At 59.2% G+C, this 17,018-nt stretch carries 19 protein-coding genes and 1 riboswitch; of the genes, 12 read left to right on the top strand and 7 right to left on the bottom strand.

Annotation, left to right across the window (positions count from 1 at the left end):
• Positions 1 to 5 precede the first annotated feature (5 nt).
• The 4 genes from IFU29_RS04995 to IFU29_RS05010 all read left to right on the top strand — a co-directional run bounded on the left by IFU29_RS04995 (position 6) and on the right by IFU29_RS05010 (position 4,683).
• Positions 6 to 1,016: a Zn-dependent oxidoreductase gene (locus IFU29_RS04995; protein ID WP_191932911.1), complete on the top strand. Its 1,011-nt coding sequence runs from the start codon at positions 6 to 8 to the stop codon at positions 1,014 to 1,016.
• 92 nt (positions 1,017 to 1,108) lie between these two features.
• Positions 1,109 to 2,392: an MFS transporter gene (locus tag IFU29_RS05000; protein WP_191932912.1), complete on the top strand. Its 1,284-nt coding sequence runs from the start codon at positions 1,109 to 1,111 to the stop codon at positions 2,390 to 2,392.
• Between the two features lie 48 nt (positions 2,393 to 2,440).
• Positions 2,441 to 3,904 (top strand): mannitol dehydrogenase family protein, encoded by a 1,464-nt coding sequence (locus IFU29_RS05005; protein WP_191932913.1) that lies wholly within the window; start codon positions 2,441 to 2,443, stop codon positions 3,902 to 3,904.
• 92 nt (positions 3,905 to 3,996) lie between these two features.
• Positions 3,997 to 4,683, top strand: a complete 687-nt coding sequence (locus IFU29_RS05010) for a GntR family transcriptional regulator (protein WP_191932914.1) — start codon at positions 3,997 to 3,999, stop codon at positions 4,681 to 4,683.
• A 98-nt stretch (positions 4,684 to 4,781) separates the two neighbouring features.
• On the opposite strand, the gene fbaB is transcribed toward IFU29_RS05010, so the two are convergent.
• The 4 genes from fbaB to IFU29_RS05030 form a co-directional block, all read right to left on the bottom strand.
• Positions 4,782 to 5,834 (bottom strand): class I fructose-bisphosphate aldolase, encoded by a 1,053-nt coding sequence (gene fbaB / locus IFU29_RS05015; protein WP_191932915.1) that lies wholly within the window; start codon positions 5,832 to 5,834, stop codon positions 4,782 to 4,784.
• Between the two features lie 153 nt (positions 5,835 to 5,987).
• On the bottom strand, positions 5,988 to 6,788 hold the full coding sequence (gene thiD, locus IFU29_RS05020; RefSeq protein WP_191932916.1) for a bifunctional hydroxymethylpyrimidine kinase/phosphomethylpyrimidine kinase: 801 nt from the start codon (positions 6,786 to 6,788) through the stop codon (positions 5,988 to 5,990).
• Positions 6,788 to 7,576 carry a hydroxyethylthiazole kinase gene (gene thiM / locus IFU29_RS05025; protein WP_191932917.1) on the bottom strand — a complete coding sequence of 263 codons (789 nt, stop codon included), beginning with the start codon at positions 7,574 to 7,576 and terminating at the stop codon, positions 6,788 to 6,790. The genes thiD and thiM overlap by 1 nt, the downstream gene beginning before the upstream one ends.
• A 35-nt stretch (positions 7,577 to 7,611) precedes the next feature.
• A riboswitch (TPP riboswitch) is annotated at positions 7,612 to 7,708 on the bottom strand.
• 91 nt (positions 7,709 to 7,799) lie between these two features.
• Positions 7,800 to 8,732 carry an AraC family transcriptional regulator gene (locus IFU29_RS05030; protein WP_191932918.1) on the bottom strand — a complete coding sequence of 311 codons (933 nt, stop codon included), beginning with the start codon at positions 8,730 to 8,732 and terminating at the stop codon, positions 7,800 to 7,802.
• Positions 8,733 to 8,854: 122 nt separating this feature from the next.
• On the opposite strand from IFU29_RS05030, the gene IFU29_RS05035 reads away from it, so the two are divergent.
• Positions 8,855 to 9,733 carry an aldo/keto reductase family oxidoreductase gene (locus IFU29_RS05035; protein ID WP_191932919.1) on the top strand — a complete coding sequence of 293 codons (879 nt, stop codon included), beginning with the start codon at positions 8,855 to 8,857 and terminating at the stop codon, positions 9,731 to 9,733.
• Between the two features lie 206 nt (positions 9,734 to 9,939).
• On the opposite strand, the gene IFU29_RS05040 is transcribed toward IFU29_RS05035, so the two are convergent.
• Entirely contained in the window at positions 9,940 to 10,488 is a 549-nt protein-coding gene (locus tag IFU29_RS05040; protein ID WP_191932920.1) for a helix-turn-helix domain-containing protein, read from the bottom strand.
• A gap of 105 nt (positions 10,489 to 10,593) precedes the next feature.
• Between IFU29_RS05040 and IFU29_RS05045 the strand changes: the two genes are divergently transcribed.
• Both IFU29_RS05045 and IFU29_RS05050 read left to right on the top strand, forming a co-directional pair.
• Positions 10,594 to 11,253, top strand: coding sequence for an AzlC family ABC transporter permease (locus IFU29_RS05045; protein WP_191933132.1), 660 nt, complete (start codon positions 10,594 to 10,596; stop codon positions 11,251 to 11,253).
• Entirely contained in the window at positions 11,253 to 11,576 is a 324-nt protein-coding gene (locus IFU29_RS05050; protein WP_191932921.1) for an AzlD domain-containing protein, read from the top strand. Before IFU29_RS05045 ends, IFU29_RS05050 begins: the two co-directional genes overlap by 1 nt.
• On the opposite strand, the gene IFU29_RS05055 is transcribed toward IFU29_RS05050, so the two are convergent.
• On the bottom strand, positions 11,573 to 12,499 hold the full coding sequence (locus IFU29_RS05055; RefSeq protein ID WP_191932922.1) for a LysR family transcriptional regulator: 927 nt from the start codon (positions 12,497 to 12,499) through the stop codon (positions 11,573 to 11,575). The two genes, IFU29_RS05050 and IFU29_RS05055, sit on opposite strands and share 4 nt — an antisense overlap.
• Before the next feature lie 143 nt (positions 12,500 to 12,642).
• Here IFU29_RS05055 and IFU29_RS05060 point away from each other — a divergent pair, with 143 nt between their 5' ends.
• From IFU29_RS05060 to IFU29_RS05080, 5 genes are all read left to right on the top strand, one after another.
• Positions 12,643 to 13,527, top strand: coding sequence for a pirin family protein (locus IFU29_RS05060; RefSeq protein ID WP_191932923.1), 885 nt, complete (start codon positions 12,643 to 12,645; stop codon positions 13,525 to 13,527).
• A 115-nt stretch (positions 13,528 to 13,642) separates the two neighbouring features.
• Positions 13,643 to 14,239 carry an NAD(P)H:quinone oxidoreductase gene (gene wrbA, locus IFU29_RS05065; protein ID WP_191932924.1) on the top strand — a complete coding sequence of 199 codons (597 nt, stop codon included), beginning with the start codon at positions 13,643 to 13,645 and terminating at the stop codon, positions 14,237 to 14,239.
• A gap of 105 nt (positions 14,240 to 14,344) precedes the next feature.
• A complete protein-coding gene (locus IFU29_RS05070; RefSeq protein WP_191932925.1) occupies positions 14,345 to 14,767 on the top strand; it encodes a GNAT family N-acetyltransferase in 423 nt (140 codons plus the stop codon).
• A gap of 106 nt (positions 14,768 to 14,873) precedes the next feature.
• Positions 14,874 to 15,491 carry a trimeric intracellular cation channel family protein gene (locus tag IFU29_RS05075; protein ID WP_191932926.1) on the top strand — a complete coding sequence of 206 codons (618 nt, stop codon included), beginning with the start codon at positions 14,874 to 14,876 and terminating at the stop codon, positions 15,489 to 15,491.
• A 32-nt stretch (positions 15,492 to 15,523) separates the two neighbouring features.
• Entirely contained in the window at positions 15,524 to 15,772 is a 249-nt protein-coding gene (locus IFU29_RS05080) for a hypothetical protein (RefSeq protein ID WP_194710584.1), read from the top strand.
• 42 nt (positions 15,773 to 15,814) lie between these two features.
• On the opposite strand, the gene apbC is transcribed toward IFU29_RS05080, so the two are convergent.
• On the bottom strand, positions 15,815 to 16,927 hold the full coding sequence (gene apbC / locus IFU29_RS05085; protein ID WP_191932927.1) for an iron-sulfur cluster carrier protein ApbC: 1,113 nt from the start codon (positions 16,925 to 16,927) through the stop codon (positions 15,815 to 15,817).
• Positions 16,928 to 17,018 lie beyond the last annotated feature (91 nt).

The raw sequence follows: 17,018 nt of genomic DNA on the forward strand, positions 1-17,018 counted from the left end.
ATCCGATGAAAAGCGTGGTGATTGAACGTCCGGGTGAGCTGTTTTTACATGAGCGCCCTTTGCCTGAGCCGGCGGCCGGGGAAGTCAGAATCAAAGTGAAATACGCCAGTATCTGCGGATCTGACGTACATATCTGGCACGGGCACAACCCCTTTGCACGCTATCCACGCGTGATCGGCCATGAGTTTTTCGGCCTGATCGATGCGGTGGGCAGCGGCGTTGACAGCAAGCGTGTCGGTGAGCGCGTCGCCGTAGACCCGGTCGTCAGCTGCGGTCACTGCTATCCCTGCTCAGTGGGTCGCCCTAACGTCTGTAGCACCCTGCAGGTGATAGGCGTCCATCTTGACGGCGGCTTCAGTGAATACACGCTGGCACCGGCCGCCAATGCCTACCCCCTGCCGGCGGCGATCCCGGACAGCCTGGCCAGCCTGGTTGAACCGTTTACCATCGCGGCCAATATCAGCGCCTTCCTCCGGCCACAGCCTGAGGATATTGCCCTGATCTACGGGGCCGGTCCGATGGGCCTGACGGCTATTCAGGTGCTGAAAGGGGTCTATAAGGTGAAAACGGTCATCGTCGCTGACCGCCTGGAAGAGCGCCTGACCATGGCGCTGGCCAACGGGGCGGACCAGGCGCTGAACAACAGCACCACGCCGCTGGCTGAACAGCTAAACGGCATACAGCCGACCCTGATCATTGATGCGGCCTGCCACCCGGCGATTCTGTCAGAAGCTGCGGCGCTGGCCTCCCCGGCCGGACGTATCGGCCTGCTGGGCTTCTCCAGCGAGCCCTGCACCCTGACGCAGCAGAGCCTGACCAGTAAAGAGCTGTCGCTGTTTACCTCACGCCTGAACAGCCACCGCTTCCCGCAGGTGATCGACTGGATGGAACAGGGCCTGATTCAGCCAGAAAAGCTGGTGACCCATACGCTGCCGCTGGCGCAGATTGAACAGGCAATGACGCTGTTTGAGAAGGACCCGCGCAGCTGCTGCAAAGTGATTTTAAAGGTTAACTGACACCAGAACGCCGCAGGGGAATGACCCTGCCCTGCGGTTAACAATAATACCTCTACCTATAATCCCCGCTATAAGGGGAAGGAGTCACTACCATGTTTAAAAACCTGCGCTGGACGATCGTCCTGCTTCTGTTCCTTGTTTACATGATCAACTACCTTGACCGGGTAGCGCTGTCCCTGACCGTGCCGATGATCGAAAAAGACCTGATGCTCAACGCAGAAGAGTTTGGCCTGATATTCGGCAGCTTCTTCTTTGGCTATGCGATCTTTAACTTTGTCGGCGGGCTGGCCACCGACAGATTCGGCCCGACAATCACCCTGGGCGTTGCCGTCGGCATGTGGTCAATTTTCTGCGGCTTTACCGCGCTGGCTACCGGCTTCTGGTCGATGTTAATCCTGCGCGTGCTGTTCGGGATGGCTGAGGGACCAATCTGCGCCTCGGCGAACAAAGCGATTAACGGCTGGTTCCCCAAAAAGCAGGCAGCCACGGCAATGGGGCTATTGAGCGCCGGGTCCCCGCTCGGCGGCGCGGTAGCCGGTCCGATTATTGGTTACCTGGCCCTCGCCTTCGGCTGGCGTCCCGCGTTCGCCATTATCTGTTCGATTGGTATTGTCTGGATGGTCATCTGGTTCTTTATTGCCGCCGACAACCCGCTGAAAAGCAAGTTAATAAGTGAACGTGAACGCGCCCTGATTGCCCAGCTGAAAGACGAGCAGCTCAGCCCGGAAGAGGAACTGTCACAGTCACAGCACGGACTGGGCTACTACCTGCGCCAGCCGATTATTCTGGTCACCGCCTTCGCCTTCTTCTGCTACAACTATATTCTCTTCTTCTTCCTGAGCTGGTTCCCGGCCTACCTGGTACAGGCGCACGGGCTGGATATTAAGGCGATGAGTATCACCACCATGATCCCGTGGATTGTCGGCTTCGTAGGCCTGGCGCTGGGCGGGATCATCTCAGATAAAATCTTTAAGATGACTGGTAAGCTGCTGCTGTCGCGCAAAATTGTGCTGGTGGTCTCGTTAATGGCAGCGGCGGTTTGTGTCGCCTTTGCCGGTACGGTAAAAGAAGTCACTTCAGCAGTCGGTCTGATGTCGATCTCCATCTTCTTCCTGTATATCACCGGGGCGATCTACTGGGCGATTATTCAGGATGTGGTTCACAAGAGTCGCGTCGGCAGCATCAGCGGGTTTATCCATCTGATCGGCAGCCTTTCCGGGATTATCGGCCCGATTGTGACCGGCTACATCGTTCAGCATACCGGCAAGTTCGACAGTGCCTTTATCCTGGCCGGCGTCGTCGCCGCGCTGGGGGCCTTCCTGGTGCTGTTTGTGATCAAGCCGCCGAAGAAACTGGATACTCCGGTGTCCGTCTGATCATCGCGGGTGGGGTCTGCCCTGCCCGCTTATTCCCGAGGATGGGTTATGTTATCTACCGATGCACTGCCACCCGACGTGCAGCGCCCGCTGTACAACCGCCAGGCACTGCGCACCCGCATGGTTCATATTGGTTTTGGTGCCTTCCACCGCGCCCACCAGGCCGTCTGCTGCGACCGACTCGCCGCAGAACAGGGCAGCGACTGGGGCTACTGCGAAATCAACCTGAACAGCGGGGAGCTTATTACCGCCCTGCGTCAGCAGCAGCTGTGCTACACCGTGGCCGAAATGGCCGATGACCAGCTTAATCTGCGCGTTATCGGGGTCGTCACCGACGCGCTGCACGGCCAGAGCGACGGTATTGAAGCAGTGCTGGAGGCGCTGTGTCAGCCGGATGTGGCGATTGTTTCCATGACGGTGACGGAGAAAGGCTACTGTCATCATCCGGCCAGCGGTGAATTAAATCCCGACCACCCCGCCATCCGCCACGATCTGGCCCATCCGGCAGCGCCGCAGTCCCTGCCTGGCATTATTCTGGCCGCCATTCTTCGCCGCAGAGAACGGGGACTGCCACCGTTCAGCGTGATGTCCTGCGATAATATGCCGGAAAACGGCCATGTCACCCGCAACGTGGTCACCGGGCTGGCTCGCCAGCAGTCCCCTGAGCTGGCGGAATGGATCGGTCAGCACGTGACCTTCCCGTCAACCATGGTTGACCGCATTGTCCCGGCGATGACCAGTGAGACCCATCGGGCACTGACTGAAAAGCTGGGCTGTGACGATCCCGTTGCCGTCGCCTGCGAACCCTTCTTCCAGTGGGTGATTGAAGATAATTTTGTCAGCGGCCGCCCGGCCTGGGAAAAAGCGGGGGCGGAGCTGGTGGACGACGTGCTGCCATTTGAAGAGATGAAGCTGCGCATGCTGAACGGCAGCCACTCGTTCCTCGCCTATCTGGGTAGCCTGGCTGGCTATCAGCACATCAGCGACTGTATGGCCGATGCGCACTTTAAAAACGCGGCGCGTCAGCTGATGCTCGATCAGCAGGCCCCCACTCTGCGCGCCACCGGCGTTGATCTGACGGCCTATGCGGATTCGCTGATCGCCCGCTACAACAACCGTGCCATTAAGCACCGCACCGCGCAGATTGCCAACGACGGCAGCCAGAAGCTGCCGCAGCGCTGGCTGGACAGTATTCGCTGGCATCTGGCCCACGGCAGCCGCTTCGATCTGCTGGCGCTGGGGGTGGCAGGCTGGATCCGCTACGTCAGCGGCCGCGACGAGCAGGGCCAGCCGGTTACCATCAACGATCCCCTCCGTGACGAGCTGGCGAAGCGCGTAGCGGAGACAGAAGAAGGAGAACCGCGCGTGGCGGCACTGCTCGGGTTAAAGAATATCTTCGGCGACGACCTGCCCGGCAACGCCACCTTTGTGCGCCAGGTGAACCATTATTACCAGCTGTTGTTAACCCGGGGTGCAAAACAAACCGTGCATCAACTGGTTGCCCGCGTTTAACTCTGGCGCTGATGCGCCAGCCTGATTAGACTGAAGGCTTTCACGCCACGTGCGGGCGGGCTGTCGCCCCGCCGCTAAAGGGAAGTTGCCGAATGTCGACTGTCTATACCATTACCGCCAGTGAGCCGGTCAACCAGCAGATCTACCGTTTTCTGCGCCAGGATATCGTTACCTGTGTCATCCCCCCTGGCGCATTTCTGTCCGAGAAAGAAGTTTCCACGCGCTTTGATGTTTCCCGCCAGCCGGTACGTGAAGCCTTTATCAAGCTGGCTGAGGCTGGCCTGGTGCAGATCCTGCCTCAGCGTGGCACCTTTGTGCGTAAAATTTCCGCCCGACGGGTGGCTGACGGTCGGTTTATACGTGAAGCCGTGGAGGCTGCCGTGGTGCGCCGGGCAGCGACAGAGGCCACGCCTGAAGGGCTGGCGGCTCTGGAACATAATCTGCAGTTACAGAGGCTGGCCGCCGATCGTCACGACAGCCAGGCGTTCCTGCTGCTGGACGATGAATTTCACCGGCTGATTGCGCAGAGTATTGACTGTGAGCTGGCGTGGCAGACCGTGGAGAATATCAAGGCGACGATGGACCGCGTGCGCTTTCTGACGCTGAGTAAGGTGTCTCCCCCGGAGAGCCTGATTGAGCAGCACCAGCAGATTTATCAGGCGCTGTGCGCAAAAGATGCCGATGCCGCCGGACAGGCGCTGCGTCGTCATCTGCAGGAGATGATTTTCTCCATTACCCCGATTGCCGAGCAGAACAGCGAATGGTTTGAAACGCTTTAAACGATAGCGGATCGACCGGAAAAAGGTCGCCCCCGACAGAGCCAGGGTCCCCTGTCATGCAGGGGCTGACCTTCCTTATTGGTCAGCCCTTTTTACCGTCAGGCGATGGTGACGTTTTTCGCCAGATAGACATCCTGCACCGAATTGATCAGCGCCACCCCGTCCTTCATCGATTTCTTAAACGCCTTGCGCCCCAGGATCAAACCCATGCCGCCGGCCCGTTTATTGATCACCGCCGTCCGCACTGATTCTGCCGTATCGGTTTCGCCCGCTGCTGCTCCGCCGGAGTTAATTAAACCCGCACGGCCCATATAACAGTTCGCCAGCTGGTAACGCACCAGGTCGATCGGATTTTCACTGGTCAGCGTGCTGTAAACCCGGGCATCGGTATGGCCAAATTTCAGCGCCTGATAGCCGCCATTATTTTCAGCCATCTTCTGCTTAACGATATCTGCGCCAATGGTCGCGGCGAGGTGGTTGGCCTGCCCGGTCAAATCCGCACTGGCATGATAGTCCACGCCCTCTTTTTTAAAGGCATCGTTACGCAGATAGGCCCACAGCACCGTGACCATCCCCAGTTCATGCGCCCGTTCAAACGCTGCCGAGATCTCTTCAATCTGCCGGCGCGACTGCTCAGAGCCAAAATAGATGGTGGCCCCGACGGCAACCGCCCCCAGATTAAAGGCCTGCTCCACGCTGGCATACAGGGTCTGGTCATACTGGGTCGGATAGCTGAGAGTTTCGTTATGGTTGAGTTTGACCATAAAAGGAATGCGATGCGCGTAGCGGCGGGATACCGATGCCAGCACACCATAGGTCGACGCGACACAGTTACAGCCTGCCTCAATGGCCAGCTCGACGATGTTTTTCGGATCAAAGTAGAGCGGATTAGCCGCAAAAGAGGCTCCGGCGGAATGCTCCACGCCCTGATCGACCGGAAGGATAGAGAGGTAACCTGTCCCGGCTAAACGTCCGGTGTTGTACAGGGTTTGCATATTGCGCAGTACGGCCGGGGGACGATTGTTATCGACCATCACCCGATCGACATAATCCGCTCCCGGCAGGTAGAGGTTGTCCGCTGGAATAGTCATGCAGCGATGTTGCAAAAGAGAATCCGCTTCTTTGCCCAATAACTGAACGATGTCCGTCATGATAACTCCTGTTAAGTGGTGTCGGGGCCATGCTGCCACGGCCCGCGGGTCAGTTTTTCTGACCTCAACAGGGTGAACCCAAAACCGGCACTAAGGCAAATTGCTGACTCCATTTTTCAGAACGATCCGCACAAAAAAGCGCGGGTGTCTGGCTTACCACCACTGATGAAAATGATGTACCGGCCCCTGCCCGTGCCCCACTTCCAGCGAGTCTGCCTGCTCCAGTGCGCCCTGCAGCCAGTGCCGGGCCGCCTGAACGGTCGTGGGCCAGTCATCGTGGCGCGGGCGCAGCGCGGCCAGCGCCGCCGAGAGGGAACAGCCAGTGCCATGCGTGTTACGGGTGTTCACCCGTGGCGCAGTAAAGCGCTGTTCTCCCTCACGGGTGAACAGCCAGTCCGGGCTTTCCGACTCGCTGAGATGACCGCCTTTCATCAGCACGGCCTGGCAGCCGAGGGCCAGCAGCGCCCGTCCCTGCTCGCGCATCTCCCCCTCGTTGCGCGCCTGCGCACATCCCAGCAGTGCGGCAGCCTCCGGCAGGTTAGGCGTAATCAGCGAAACCTGCGGCAGCAGCCGATCCCGTAGCGTACTCACCGCCTCGGGCGACAGCAGCGGATCGCCGCTTTTGGCCAGCATCACCGTATCCAGCACCACCCAGGGAACGCGGGTCTGTTTCAACCGCCCGGACACCACCTCTACGATGGCGCTTTCTGACAGCATGCCAATTTTAATCGTGTCGATGCGCACGTCCGACAAAACGGAATCCAGCTGCGCGGCAACAAACGCCGGCTCAACGCGGCAGATCGACTGCACGCCGGTGGTGTTCTGCGCCACCAGCGCGGTGATCACGCTGGTGCCATACGCACCCAGCGCGGAGAATGCTTTCAGGTCAGCCTGGATCCCTGCCCCACCGCTGGGGTCAGTACCGGCAATTGTCAGCGCGTTAATCCTTTTCATCACTGCACCTCCGGGTTCAGCCGGTACAGGGCATCAAGAAAGGCCGGAATGAAACTGCCTGGCCCGTCCACCGCTGCGGCCGCACGCTCACCGGCCAGCGACACCACGCGGCAGGCGCTGGCCACATGTGTGAGGCGGTCGCCCGGCAGTGCGGCAAAGCCGGCCACGACCGCCGACAGCGCACAGCCGGTCCCTACCACCCGCGTCATCAGCGGGTCGCCGCCGCCCACGCTCAGGGTACGGAGGCCATCGGTAATAAAATCGGTTTCACCGGTGACGGCCACAATCGCGCCTGTCTCCTGCGCCAGCGAAACAGCCGCCTGCAGCGCCGCCGTGGAGGCATGCCGGCTGTCGACGCCCCGGCCGCTGACGCTCTGCCTGGCCAGCGCCATGATTTCGGAAGCGTTACCCCGGACAGCGGCCGGTTTCAGTCCCAGCGTCTGCTGGCAGAAGGCCGTGCGGAAGTCCAGTGCGCCAACGGCCACCGGATCTAACGTCCAGGGCCGCCCGGCCTGCCTGGCGGCATTAACGGCCGCCAGCATCGCTTCGCTGCGGCTGCGGGTCAGCGTACCGACATTCACCAGCAGGGCATCGGCAACAGGGCTGAACTGTGCCGCCTCCTGCGGATCGATCACCATTGCCGGGGAAGCCCCCAGCGCCAGCAGCACATTAGCCGTAAAGGCCTGTACCACATCATTGGTCATACAGTGGGTCAGAGGGGAATGCTGACGATACAGCCGCAGGGAATGCGCCATATCGGTGTGGCTGAGGTCTTGAGGTTGGATCATTCTTCGCTCCCAACCGGCGATCAAGAAGGCGATGCCGGTCGGGCATCTGACTTCCCTACGCTGGCATTATCCAGATCAGGTTATACGGGTATTTCTCAGCCTTCACAAAGAAGGGCACCCCGAGTCAGTGATGATTTTTTACAGTCGGTGCCAGCATAAGGAAGTGGCAGAGCATTGGCAAGCCCCGGGCCGTGCTGCCCTGCCGTCGGTCATCAGGGTATCTTCAGCGCGATCTGCCCCCCGGCGGGGAATGACGCCGCACATAGTCACGCGGCGAACAGCCCATCGTGCGTTTAAAGGCGGTACTGAAGGCGCTTTCGGACTCATAGCCCAGCGAGGGAGCAAGCGCAGAAATGGGCAGGTCGGTGTTCAGCAGTTTGTCCCCGGCCAGCAGCATGCGCCAGCGGGTCAGATAATCCATCGTTGATGACCCGACCTTTGTTTTAAACTTCAGCGCAAAGGCCGAGCGGGACATACCGGCACGCTGTGCCAGCGTTTGTAGCGTCCAGCGATAAGCCGGATCGGCGTGCATGGCCTGCAGCGCCGCACCCACCTGGTGATCGGCCAGGGCATACAGCCAGCCCACCGCGTGCCCTTTACCGCCCGACTCCATATGCTGCCGCAGCGCCTGTATCAGTATCATATGCGCCAGATGTTCAGCGATCAGGGCATGTCCCGGACGCTGTTCATCCAGCTCGGCCATCATCTGCGCAACCAGCCAGCGCAGGGTCGCCTGGTCATTTTCCGCACGCAGATGGATCACCGCAGGCAGCATGGTCAGCAGAATCGTGGCGTGGGGGCCGTCCAGAAAGAAGCGGCTGCCGGTCATCAGGCAGTCTCCCCCGCCGTTGTGACGGATCACCCCGCCGGCGCGCGGGGCGGCAAACACCACCGCCCAGTCTGTCGCCGGGTGTGACAGGTCGCTGGCCATAACAAAGGGACGTCCGGTAGGAAGCAGGAAGCAGTCCCCCGCCGACAATCGTACCGGGTCGGGTCCCCCTTTGACAGACAGCCAGCAGCCGCCCGACACCATTGAATAACACTTGATGCCCGCGTTAGGTGGAAAACGCACCGCCCAGTCCCCGCCCACGTCGAGGACGCCGGAAACATACCGTTGTGGCTTGAGCAACGCGAGAATATCAGAAAGAGGATCCATGATTAATTTTGGACGATTAAAAAGATAATACGGACTTTATAGCATGGATAGGACGTGATGCGCGGGCTTAAGATTAAACCTCGCTGTTCCATGTTATCCCACCTCTCCTTCAGGAAATGACTATGCACAACATCCGTACATCCGGCCTCTTCTCTCTGGGTTCGCGTCAGGTAAAACGACTCGGCTATGGCGCAATGCAGCTGGCAGGCCCCGGCGTTTTTGGCCCGCCCAACGATCCTGACCGCGCGCTGGCAGTTCTCAGGGCAGCAGTGGCGGCCGGCGTCAATCATATTGATACCAGTGATTTTTACGGCCCACATATCACCAACAAACTGATCCGCGAGGCACTCGCGCCCTATCCTGATGACCTCACGCTGGTGACCAAAATTGGGGCGCTGAGAGATAAAAAAGGCGGATGGATCCCGGCCATGTCCCCCGGGGAGCTGGTCAATGCCGTCCATGACAACCTGCGAAACCTGGGGCTGGCGCAGCTGGATGTGGTCAATCTCAGGATCATGTTTAATACCGCCCGCCCGCAGGAAGGTTCCATTGAAGAACCGCTGACGGCGCTGGCCGCCCTGCAGCAACAGGGGCTGATCAAGCATATTGGTCTGAGCAACGTCACCCCGGCGCAAATTGCCGAAGGCCGCGCAATCTGCGAGATCGTCTGCGTTCAGAATCATTACAACCTGGCACACCGCACCGATGATGCGCTGATTGATGCGCTGGCCCGGGAAGGGATTGCTTATGTGCCTTTCTTCCCGCTTAACGGTTTTAATCCGCTTCAGTCTGCTACGCTGACCCGCGTTGCCGAACAGCTCAGCGCCACACCCCTGCAGGTCGCCCTGGCCTGGCTTCTTCACCGTTCACCTAACATCCTGCTGATCCCGGGAACATCATCCGTTGCCCACCTGCAGGAAAACCTGGCAGCGGCGTCACTCCACCTGCCGGATGACGCCCTGAATGCACTGAACGGCATTACCGGAAGCAATACGTTATAAAGCCTCACCCTCTTTCGGCGAGGCCTGATCAGGAACAGGACAGACAATGAGGGCAGGCAAAGGATGCAGGACTCACGCTCAGTAGCGAGTGAACAGCGGACGTAGCGCTGTCATTCGTTATTTCCCCTCAACACGCAGAAGACGGGAGAGACGCGCTGTTTCAGGACATGGAAATAATAAGTATTACCGCTGCATAAAAAGCGCCACTATCCCTGCTCGGCCACCAGCAGCGCCAGCGTGTCGGGCTCCAGCGCCCTGAAGATATGCTCACGATCGGCGGGATAGCAAATGTAATCTCCCGGTGCCAGTTCTTCAGCTTCGTCCTTCAACCCCACCAGCGCCCGTCCCTGCGTGACAATAATATGCTCTACCGAGCCCGGCGGGTGCGGCTGTGAAAGGCGGTCAGCGCCGGGCTGCGCCATCAGCAGGTAGATATCGCGCCGCGCGCCCGGCGGGCAGCTGGCCAGCAGGATCGCCTGATAGTTCGCTTCCCCGGCGACGACTTTCGGTCCTTCACCGCGCCGGATCACCTGGGTTTTAGGCAGCTCAGGCTCCAGCAGTCTGGCAAAAGGGATATTCAGCGCCACGCACAGCGCCCAGAGCGTTTCAATGCTGGGATTACCGTTCCCCGCCTCTAACTGGGACAGCGTCGATTTTGCAATACCTGCCCGCCTGGCGACTTCCGCCAGGGACAGCCCGGTCAGCGTACGCTCCCGGATCAAACTTTCTGCAATTACTGCAATGGGCTGGGTCATTTTTGGCCTTATCGTTCGTTAAATCGAACGCTACGTTCGGGTTGATCTCTTTCTGCACTGCGTTCATTATAATGGAAACTTCGTTCGTTATGGTAAAACTTCATGATGACCCGTCATTTTTCTTCACTCAGCCCGGACACACGTAAAGGCATCTATCTGATCTGTCTGGCGGTCGGGGTGGTGGGCATTTCTTATGGCTCGCTGGCCACCGCCTATGGTTTCCCGCTCTGGGTTCCGCTGTTCTCCAGCCTGTTTGTGCTGGCCGGTGCCTCGGAGTTTATGTTTATTGCTATCGTCGCGGGAGGCGGCAACCCCCTGGCGGCGGCCGTCGCCGGGCTGCTGGTCAATGCGCGCCACTTTCCCTTTGGTATTGCCGTGCGCGACCTCGTCGGTTCGCGCCTCTCCGCCGTCCTGGGCTGCCATATCATGAACGATGAAAGCGTGGTGTTTGGGCTGTCGCAGACCACGCCCGCACAGCGCAAAGCCGCCTTCTGGCTGTGTGGCCTCGGCGTGGCGCTGGTCTGGCCGCTGGGGACGGTGCTGGGCAGCGTGATTGGCAGGCTGCTGCCTGATACGCAAATGATTGGGCTGGATGCCGTCTTTCCGGCGATCTTACTGGCGCTGGTGATCCCTGCACTGAAATCACGCACGACGCTGCTGCGCGCCTCCAGCGGGGCAGCAATCTCCCTGCTGGCGGTGCCCTTTACCCCGACCGGGCTGCCCGTACTACTCTCCATGATCGGCCTGCTGGCGAGGAAAAAATAATGGCAGATAACACCCTGTTAATTGGCGGTATTGCCGTTCTGGCGCTGGGCACATGGCTGATGCGCTTTGCGGGCGCTCAACTGGGCTCCCGCATGGCACTGTCGGAGGATGCCCGCAGGCTGCTGTCTGACGCGGCCACGACCCTGCTGTTTGCGGTTGCGCTGGCCAGTACCTTCTACGAAGGCACCCATTTTGCCGGGGTCGCCCGCGTCACCGGCGTCGCAGTGGCCGTCATACTGGCCTGGCGTAAAATGCCGCTGATTGCGGTGATCCTTGCGGCGGCGGCGGTGACTGCCCTGCTGCGTTTTATCGGTATCCCCTAACCTTTGCCGGCGGCATGCAAGGCGTGCTTTTGCAGAATGGTTTTCTGCAGCAGCGCGACGGTATGCTCCACAAAGGTCGCCACGGCCAGTGGGATATGATGACGGCTGGGATAGACGATCGACAGATCGTTATTAAGCTGCCCGTAATCCGGCAGTACCGCGATAAGTTGCTGACGTCTGATGCTGTCATACAACAGTGATTCCGGTAAAAAACAGATCCCCAGGCCGTTTTGCGCCGCTTTGAGCTGCGCCTGCGCGGTATTGGCAGAAAAACGCCCGCTGACGTCAACCTGCACCCCGCCTTCCGGCCCCATCAGATGCCAGACCGTGCTCGCGGAAGCATGGCAGTGAGTAATACAGGCATGCTGCTGCAGCGCGTGGATATCCTCAGGCACGCCAGAGGTATTCAGGTAAGACTGACTGGCCGCCAGCAGACGGCGTCCGGTGCTGATTTTGCGCGCCACCAGGCTGGAATCCTTGAGGTGCCCCCCGCGAAAGGCCACATCAATCCCCTCGCCGATCACATCGGCATGCGTGTCGCTGAGGACAAAATCCAGGTGTACCCCGGGATATAACGCCAGAAAATCAGCCACCCACTCCATCAAGAACAGATCAAAAAAATCAGCCGGGGCCGCCACTTTTACACGCCCGGCCGGGGCCTGATTTTCGGCCACCAGCTGCGTGCTGATGGCGTTCAGCTCACTGATTTTTTGCGCGCTGTGTTCGTACAGGCGCTGCCCGGCTCCGGTCAGCGTCAGCTTGCGGGTTGAGCGATGAAATAACCGCACAGAGAGGCTCGCCTCCAGCTGCTTAATTCGCCGGCTCAGGGTGTTAGGCGGCATTCCCAGCCGTCGCGCGGCCCCGGCAAAACTGCCCGTTTCAACGATATGGACAAAGATCGCAACGTCATTGAGATCGAGCATGCTATTACGTCCAAAAATGGATGAGTGCAATGATATTACACCCTCTAATCATGTCGTGTCCGGGGGATTAAGATACAGGACTGTGATGAACGGCCCGACATACCCGCCGTTTGTCTGCGTTTCCTCCCTGATAAGGAAGTGATATGTCTTCGTTTTCTCCCGATAAGCATGCCGTTACACGCCAGATTGCCTACCGGACTCGCGGCCGGGGAACGGGGCCGATCGTTCGTCTGATGAGCCCCTCTGACTTCGGCACCCTCGCCAAACCGTTCGTTTTCCTCGATCGGTTCAGCGGCGACAGCACGATGATCGAACATATGCCCCTGCACCCCCACTCCGGCATCGCCACGGTCACCGTGCTTACCGCAGGCGATCTGCGCTTTGACGATCCGCACGCGGGACAGGGCACCATTGGCTATGGCGGGGTCGAATGGATGCGTGCCGGCGGCGGCGTCTGGCACGGTAAAGAGATGTCGGCTGGGGATTCTGCCCGCGTAGAAGGCTTTCAGCTCTGGCTGGCCCTGCCCCCGGCGCTGGAAAACGGCCCTGTCGACAGCCAGTATCTTGAAGCACAGTGGGTGCCGCAAACCGGTCCGGCCCGGGTCATCCTTGGCGAATATAACGGCGTCAAAAGTCCGGTTCGTTCCCCGGAGGGGATCAACTATCTGCTGGTGACGCTGCCTGCGCGTACTGCCTGGCACTATATCCCCCCCGAAAACCATACCAGCCTGTGGCTGAGTCTCAGTAATGGCACGCTGCATACCCCTGATGCGGTAACCACGGGCGAGATGGTCATCTTCACCCCCGGCGCGAAGCCCGTGACCCTGCAGGCCGGAGAAGAAGAAACGCGGTTTGTTATCGGCTCGGCCGTCGATCATCCCTGGCCGCTGTCACTCGGCAACTACTCCGTCCACACCAGTGAAGCAGCATTACGCGCAGGCGAGGCTAAAATTGAAGAGATCGGTCATCGCCTGCGCGACGCAAGGCGCGGTAAGCCCCAGTCGGGTTCTGTGCCGGTTTATCAATAATGTGGCTTATCTTTAGCCCTCAGCGGAGTGCTTGTCAGTGACTGTGTTACGTCGTCTTTTAACACGCTTTTTTACACCAAAAGAAAATGCCATCCATCCCAATAAGGAAAATAAAATGTCAAAGATTTTAGTTCTTTACCATTCAATGTATGGCCATGTTGAAACCCTGGCTCATACCGTTGCTGCCGGTGCAGCCAGCGTCCCGGGCACCGAGGTCACCGTCAAACGCGTGCCGGAGACCATGGATAGCGAGGCGTTCAAAACGTACGGCGGTAAAACCGATCAGCCCGCCGCCATTGCCAGCCCGGCAGAGCTGGCGGACTATGATGCCATCATTTTCGGTACGCCAACCCGCTTCGGCAATATGTCCGCTCAGATGCGCAATTTCCTCGACCAGACTGGCGGTCTTTGGGCGAAAGGGGCGCTGGTCGGTAAGGTGGCCAGCGTGTTTACCTCAACCGGCACCGGCGGCGGGCAGGAAATGACCATTACCTCCACCTGGACAACGCTGGCCCATCACGGGATGATCATTGTGCCTATTGGTTACAGCACTCCCGAGCTGTTTGATATCTCACAGGTTGGTGGGGGAACGCCTTATGGTGCGTCAACGCTGGCGGGCGGCGACGGCTCACGGCAGCCGGACGAACGTGAGCTGGCTATTGCCAGTCATCAGGGTAAATACGTAGCGGAAATCGCACGTAAAATGCGGTAACCACCCGAACGGGGTGAGAAAAAAGAGATGATGCGTTCATCTCTTTTTTTTTGCGCTACACTCTGCGCCATAGCCACCCGGCGTATCTGTAGCAGGAGTATGACCATGATAATCCGTCCCTTTACCGAAGCGGATCGGCCTTTTTTGCGCACGCTGTTTCTTGCCTCTCGCAAGGCAAACTGGACCTGGCTGGATGACAGCCAGTGGCAGCTGGAGGATTTCGACAGGATCACCCTTGGCGAGCGGGTGCTGGTTGCCGAGGAGGACGGTCATCGTGTCGGTTTTGCCGCCGTACTGGATAACGATAACTTCCTGCACAGTCTGTTTATCGACCCGGCTTTCCAGGGCAGCGGTGCCGGCAGTGCCCTGTTACAGGCGGTGCAGAAAAGCTTCACCTCTACCGGCGCACTGAAGTGCCTGGCGGAAAATGTGCAGGCGCAGCGGTTTTACAAAATGCACGGCTGGCGCGTGGTGGCTGAAGGAGACAGCGATCAGGGGGAGTACCTGCTGATGCACTACGTGCTGTAACGCTGTCCGCGCATTTTCTGCTCACGACGCGGTACCCTGAACGGGCTATCTGTAGCCGTTTTACCTGCGCTGGAAAATCATTTTCACGCTCATCAGGGACTGTGACATGTGGAATGTCTTTCATCTGGTTGACCTGGCTGGCACGCTGGCCTTTGCCCTCAGCGGTGCCACGGCAGGCGTGCGGGAGGATTTTGATGTCTTCGGCGTGTTTGTGCTGGCCGCCACGACGGCGGTGGGCGGCGGCGTTATCCGCGATATCTGCATCGCCAGCCTGCCCCCGGCCGGACTGGTCAGCCTGGCCTATCTGGTCATCATTGTGGTGGCCGTCCTCTGCGTCGCCTTCTTCCAGCGCCTGATCCTCTCCTTCGAGAAAGCCACGCTGTTTTTTGATGCGCTGGGTCTGGGCTTTTTTGCCGCCTTTGGTGCCAATAAAACCTGGCAGCACACCCACAGCGTGGAGCTCGCGCTGTTACTGGGGTGTATCAGTGCGGTGGGCGGCGGCTGTCTGCGCGACCTGTTAACCGGCAGGCCCCCGGCTATCTTCAGCAAGGATATTTATGCCAGTGCAGCGCTGGTGGGGGCAGCCATTGAACTGACCGGGTCGGCCGGGTTGATTCCGCAGATGTGGAGTGCCTGGCTGGCCATTACGGGCTGCACGCTGCTGCGTCTGATGGCATTAAAATATAAAATCGGCTTGCCGTTGATTAAACACAACGGATTATAATAACGTTTTAGCACAGAGAATGGCCTTTCCCGATGATAAGCAGACCCCCACATGAACAAGCTGGCGTCAGTGCCCGAGCTTACGAGATGCTGCAGTACCTGACCCGTATCGCCCGTGGCGATCGGGCGTTCACGATTCAGGACACCTTGCTTAACCATCGCTGTAACGTAACGCCCGATAATGACTTCACCCTGATCGTCCAGCTGTTTGATGCCGGTAAAATCGATTTTGATTATTCGATGGTGGATGGCTTTCAGCAGAGGCATGTCCGGTTGACATAAGGCTAATCATGGCCGGCCCTGTCACGGGCCGGCACGCCAGCCTCACACCGCGCGGAAGGCAATATCTTCCGGGATAACCTCACCCTGCCAGTAAAGCCGGGAGGCAACCTCCGTCGCCAGCTGGCGATACAGCCCGGTAAATTCGCTGTCGGGCCGGCGGATAACGGTGGGCTCTCCATTATCCAGATCTTCGCGCAGGCTGATGTGTAGCGGCAGCTGACTCAGCAGGTGGGTATGATACTGTTCCGCCAGTTTTGCCGCGCCACCGGTGCCGAAGATCGGCTCGTGGTGTCCGCACTGGCTGCAGATATGCATACTCATATTCTCGACCACCCCCAGCACCGGCACATTCACTTTCTCAAACATCACGATGCCTTTACGCGCATCGATCAGCGCAATATCCTGCGGGGTGGTGACCACAATAGCACCGGTTACCGGCACGTTTTGCGCCAGCGTGAGCTGAATATCGCCAGTTCCCGGCGGCATATCCAGCACCAGATAATCCAGCTCCGGCCAAAGCGTCTCGTTCAGCAGCTGCATCAACGCCTTGCTGGCCATCGGGCCGCGCCACACCATCGCATTATCCTCCGTGACCAGATAGCCAATGGAGTTAGTGGCCAGGCCGTGCGCCATAATGGGGGCCATATGGGTGCCGTCCGGGGAGGTCGGGCGCTGATCCTGCACCCCGAGCATATCCGGGATTGACGGTCCGTAGATGTCGGCATCCAGCAGGCCCACTTTCGCCCCTTCTGCCGCCAGCGCCAGCGCCAGATTCACCGCGGTCGTGGATTTCCCCACCCCGCCCTTGCCAGAGCTGATGGCAATAATGTTTTTCACCCCGTTGACGCCCGGGCGGTTTTTCACGCGCTGCAGCGTGGCCACATTCAGTGTTAACCGCCAGGCAATCGCTGACGCTCCGGTCAGGCGCAGCAGCTCCGCGCTAACCGTGGCTTTCAGCGTCTCGAACGGACTTTGCCAGACGAACGGCATGCTGAGTTCAATATGCAGCGTATTGTCCATCAGCGCACAGTGATGCAGCGCCTTCAGAGCGGTGAGGTTATGGTGCAGCGTAGGGTGTTCAAACGTGGTCAGCACGCCCGTCACGATTGCGCGCAGCGCTTCGGGGGAGTGATGCCCCTGGGATTGTGAAGTCATCTGGGTTCCTTGATATGGCGACTCTGTATTTATGCCTTTAAGCATATCAGATCTGTTCGGGGGTAACTTAGCGGCCGGGAAAAAACCGCAA

It is taken from the genome of Erwinia persicina, assembly GCF_014838825.1.
Lineage (GTDB): Bacteria > Pseudomonadota > Gammaproteobacteria > Enterobacterales > Enterobacteriaceae > Erwinia > Erwinia persicina_A.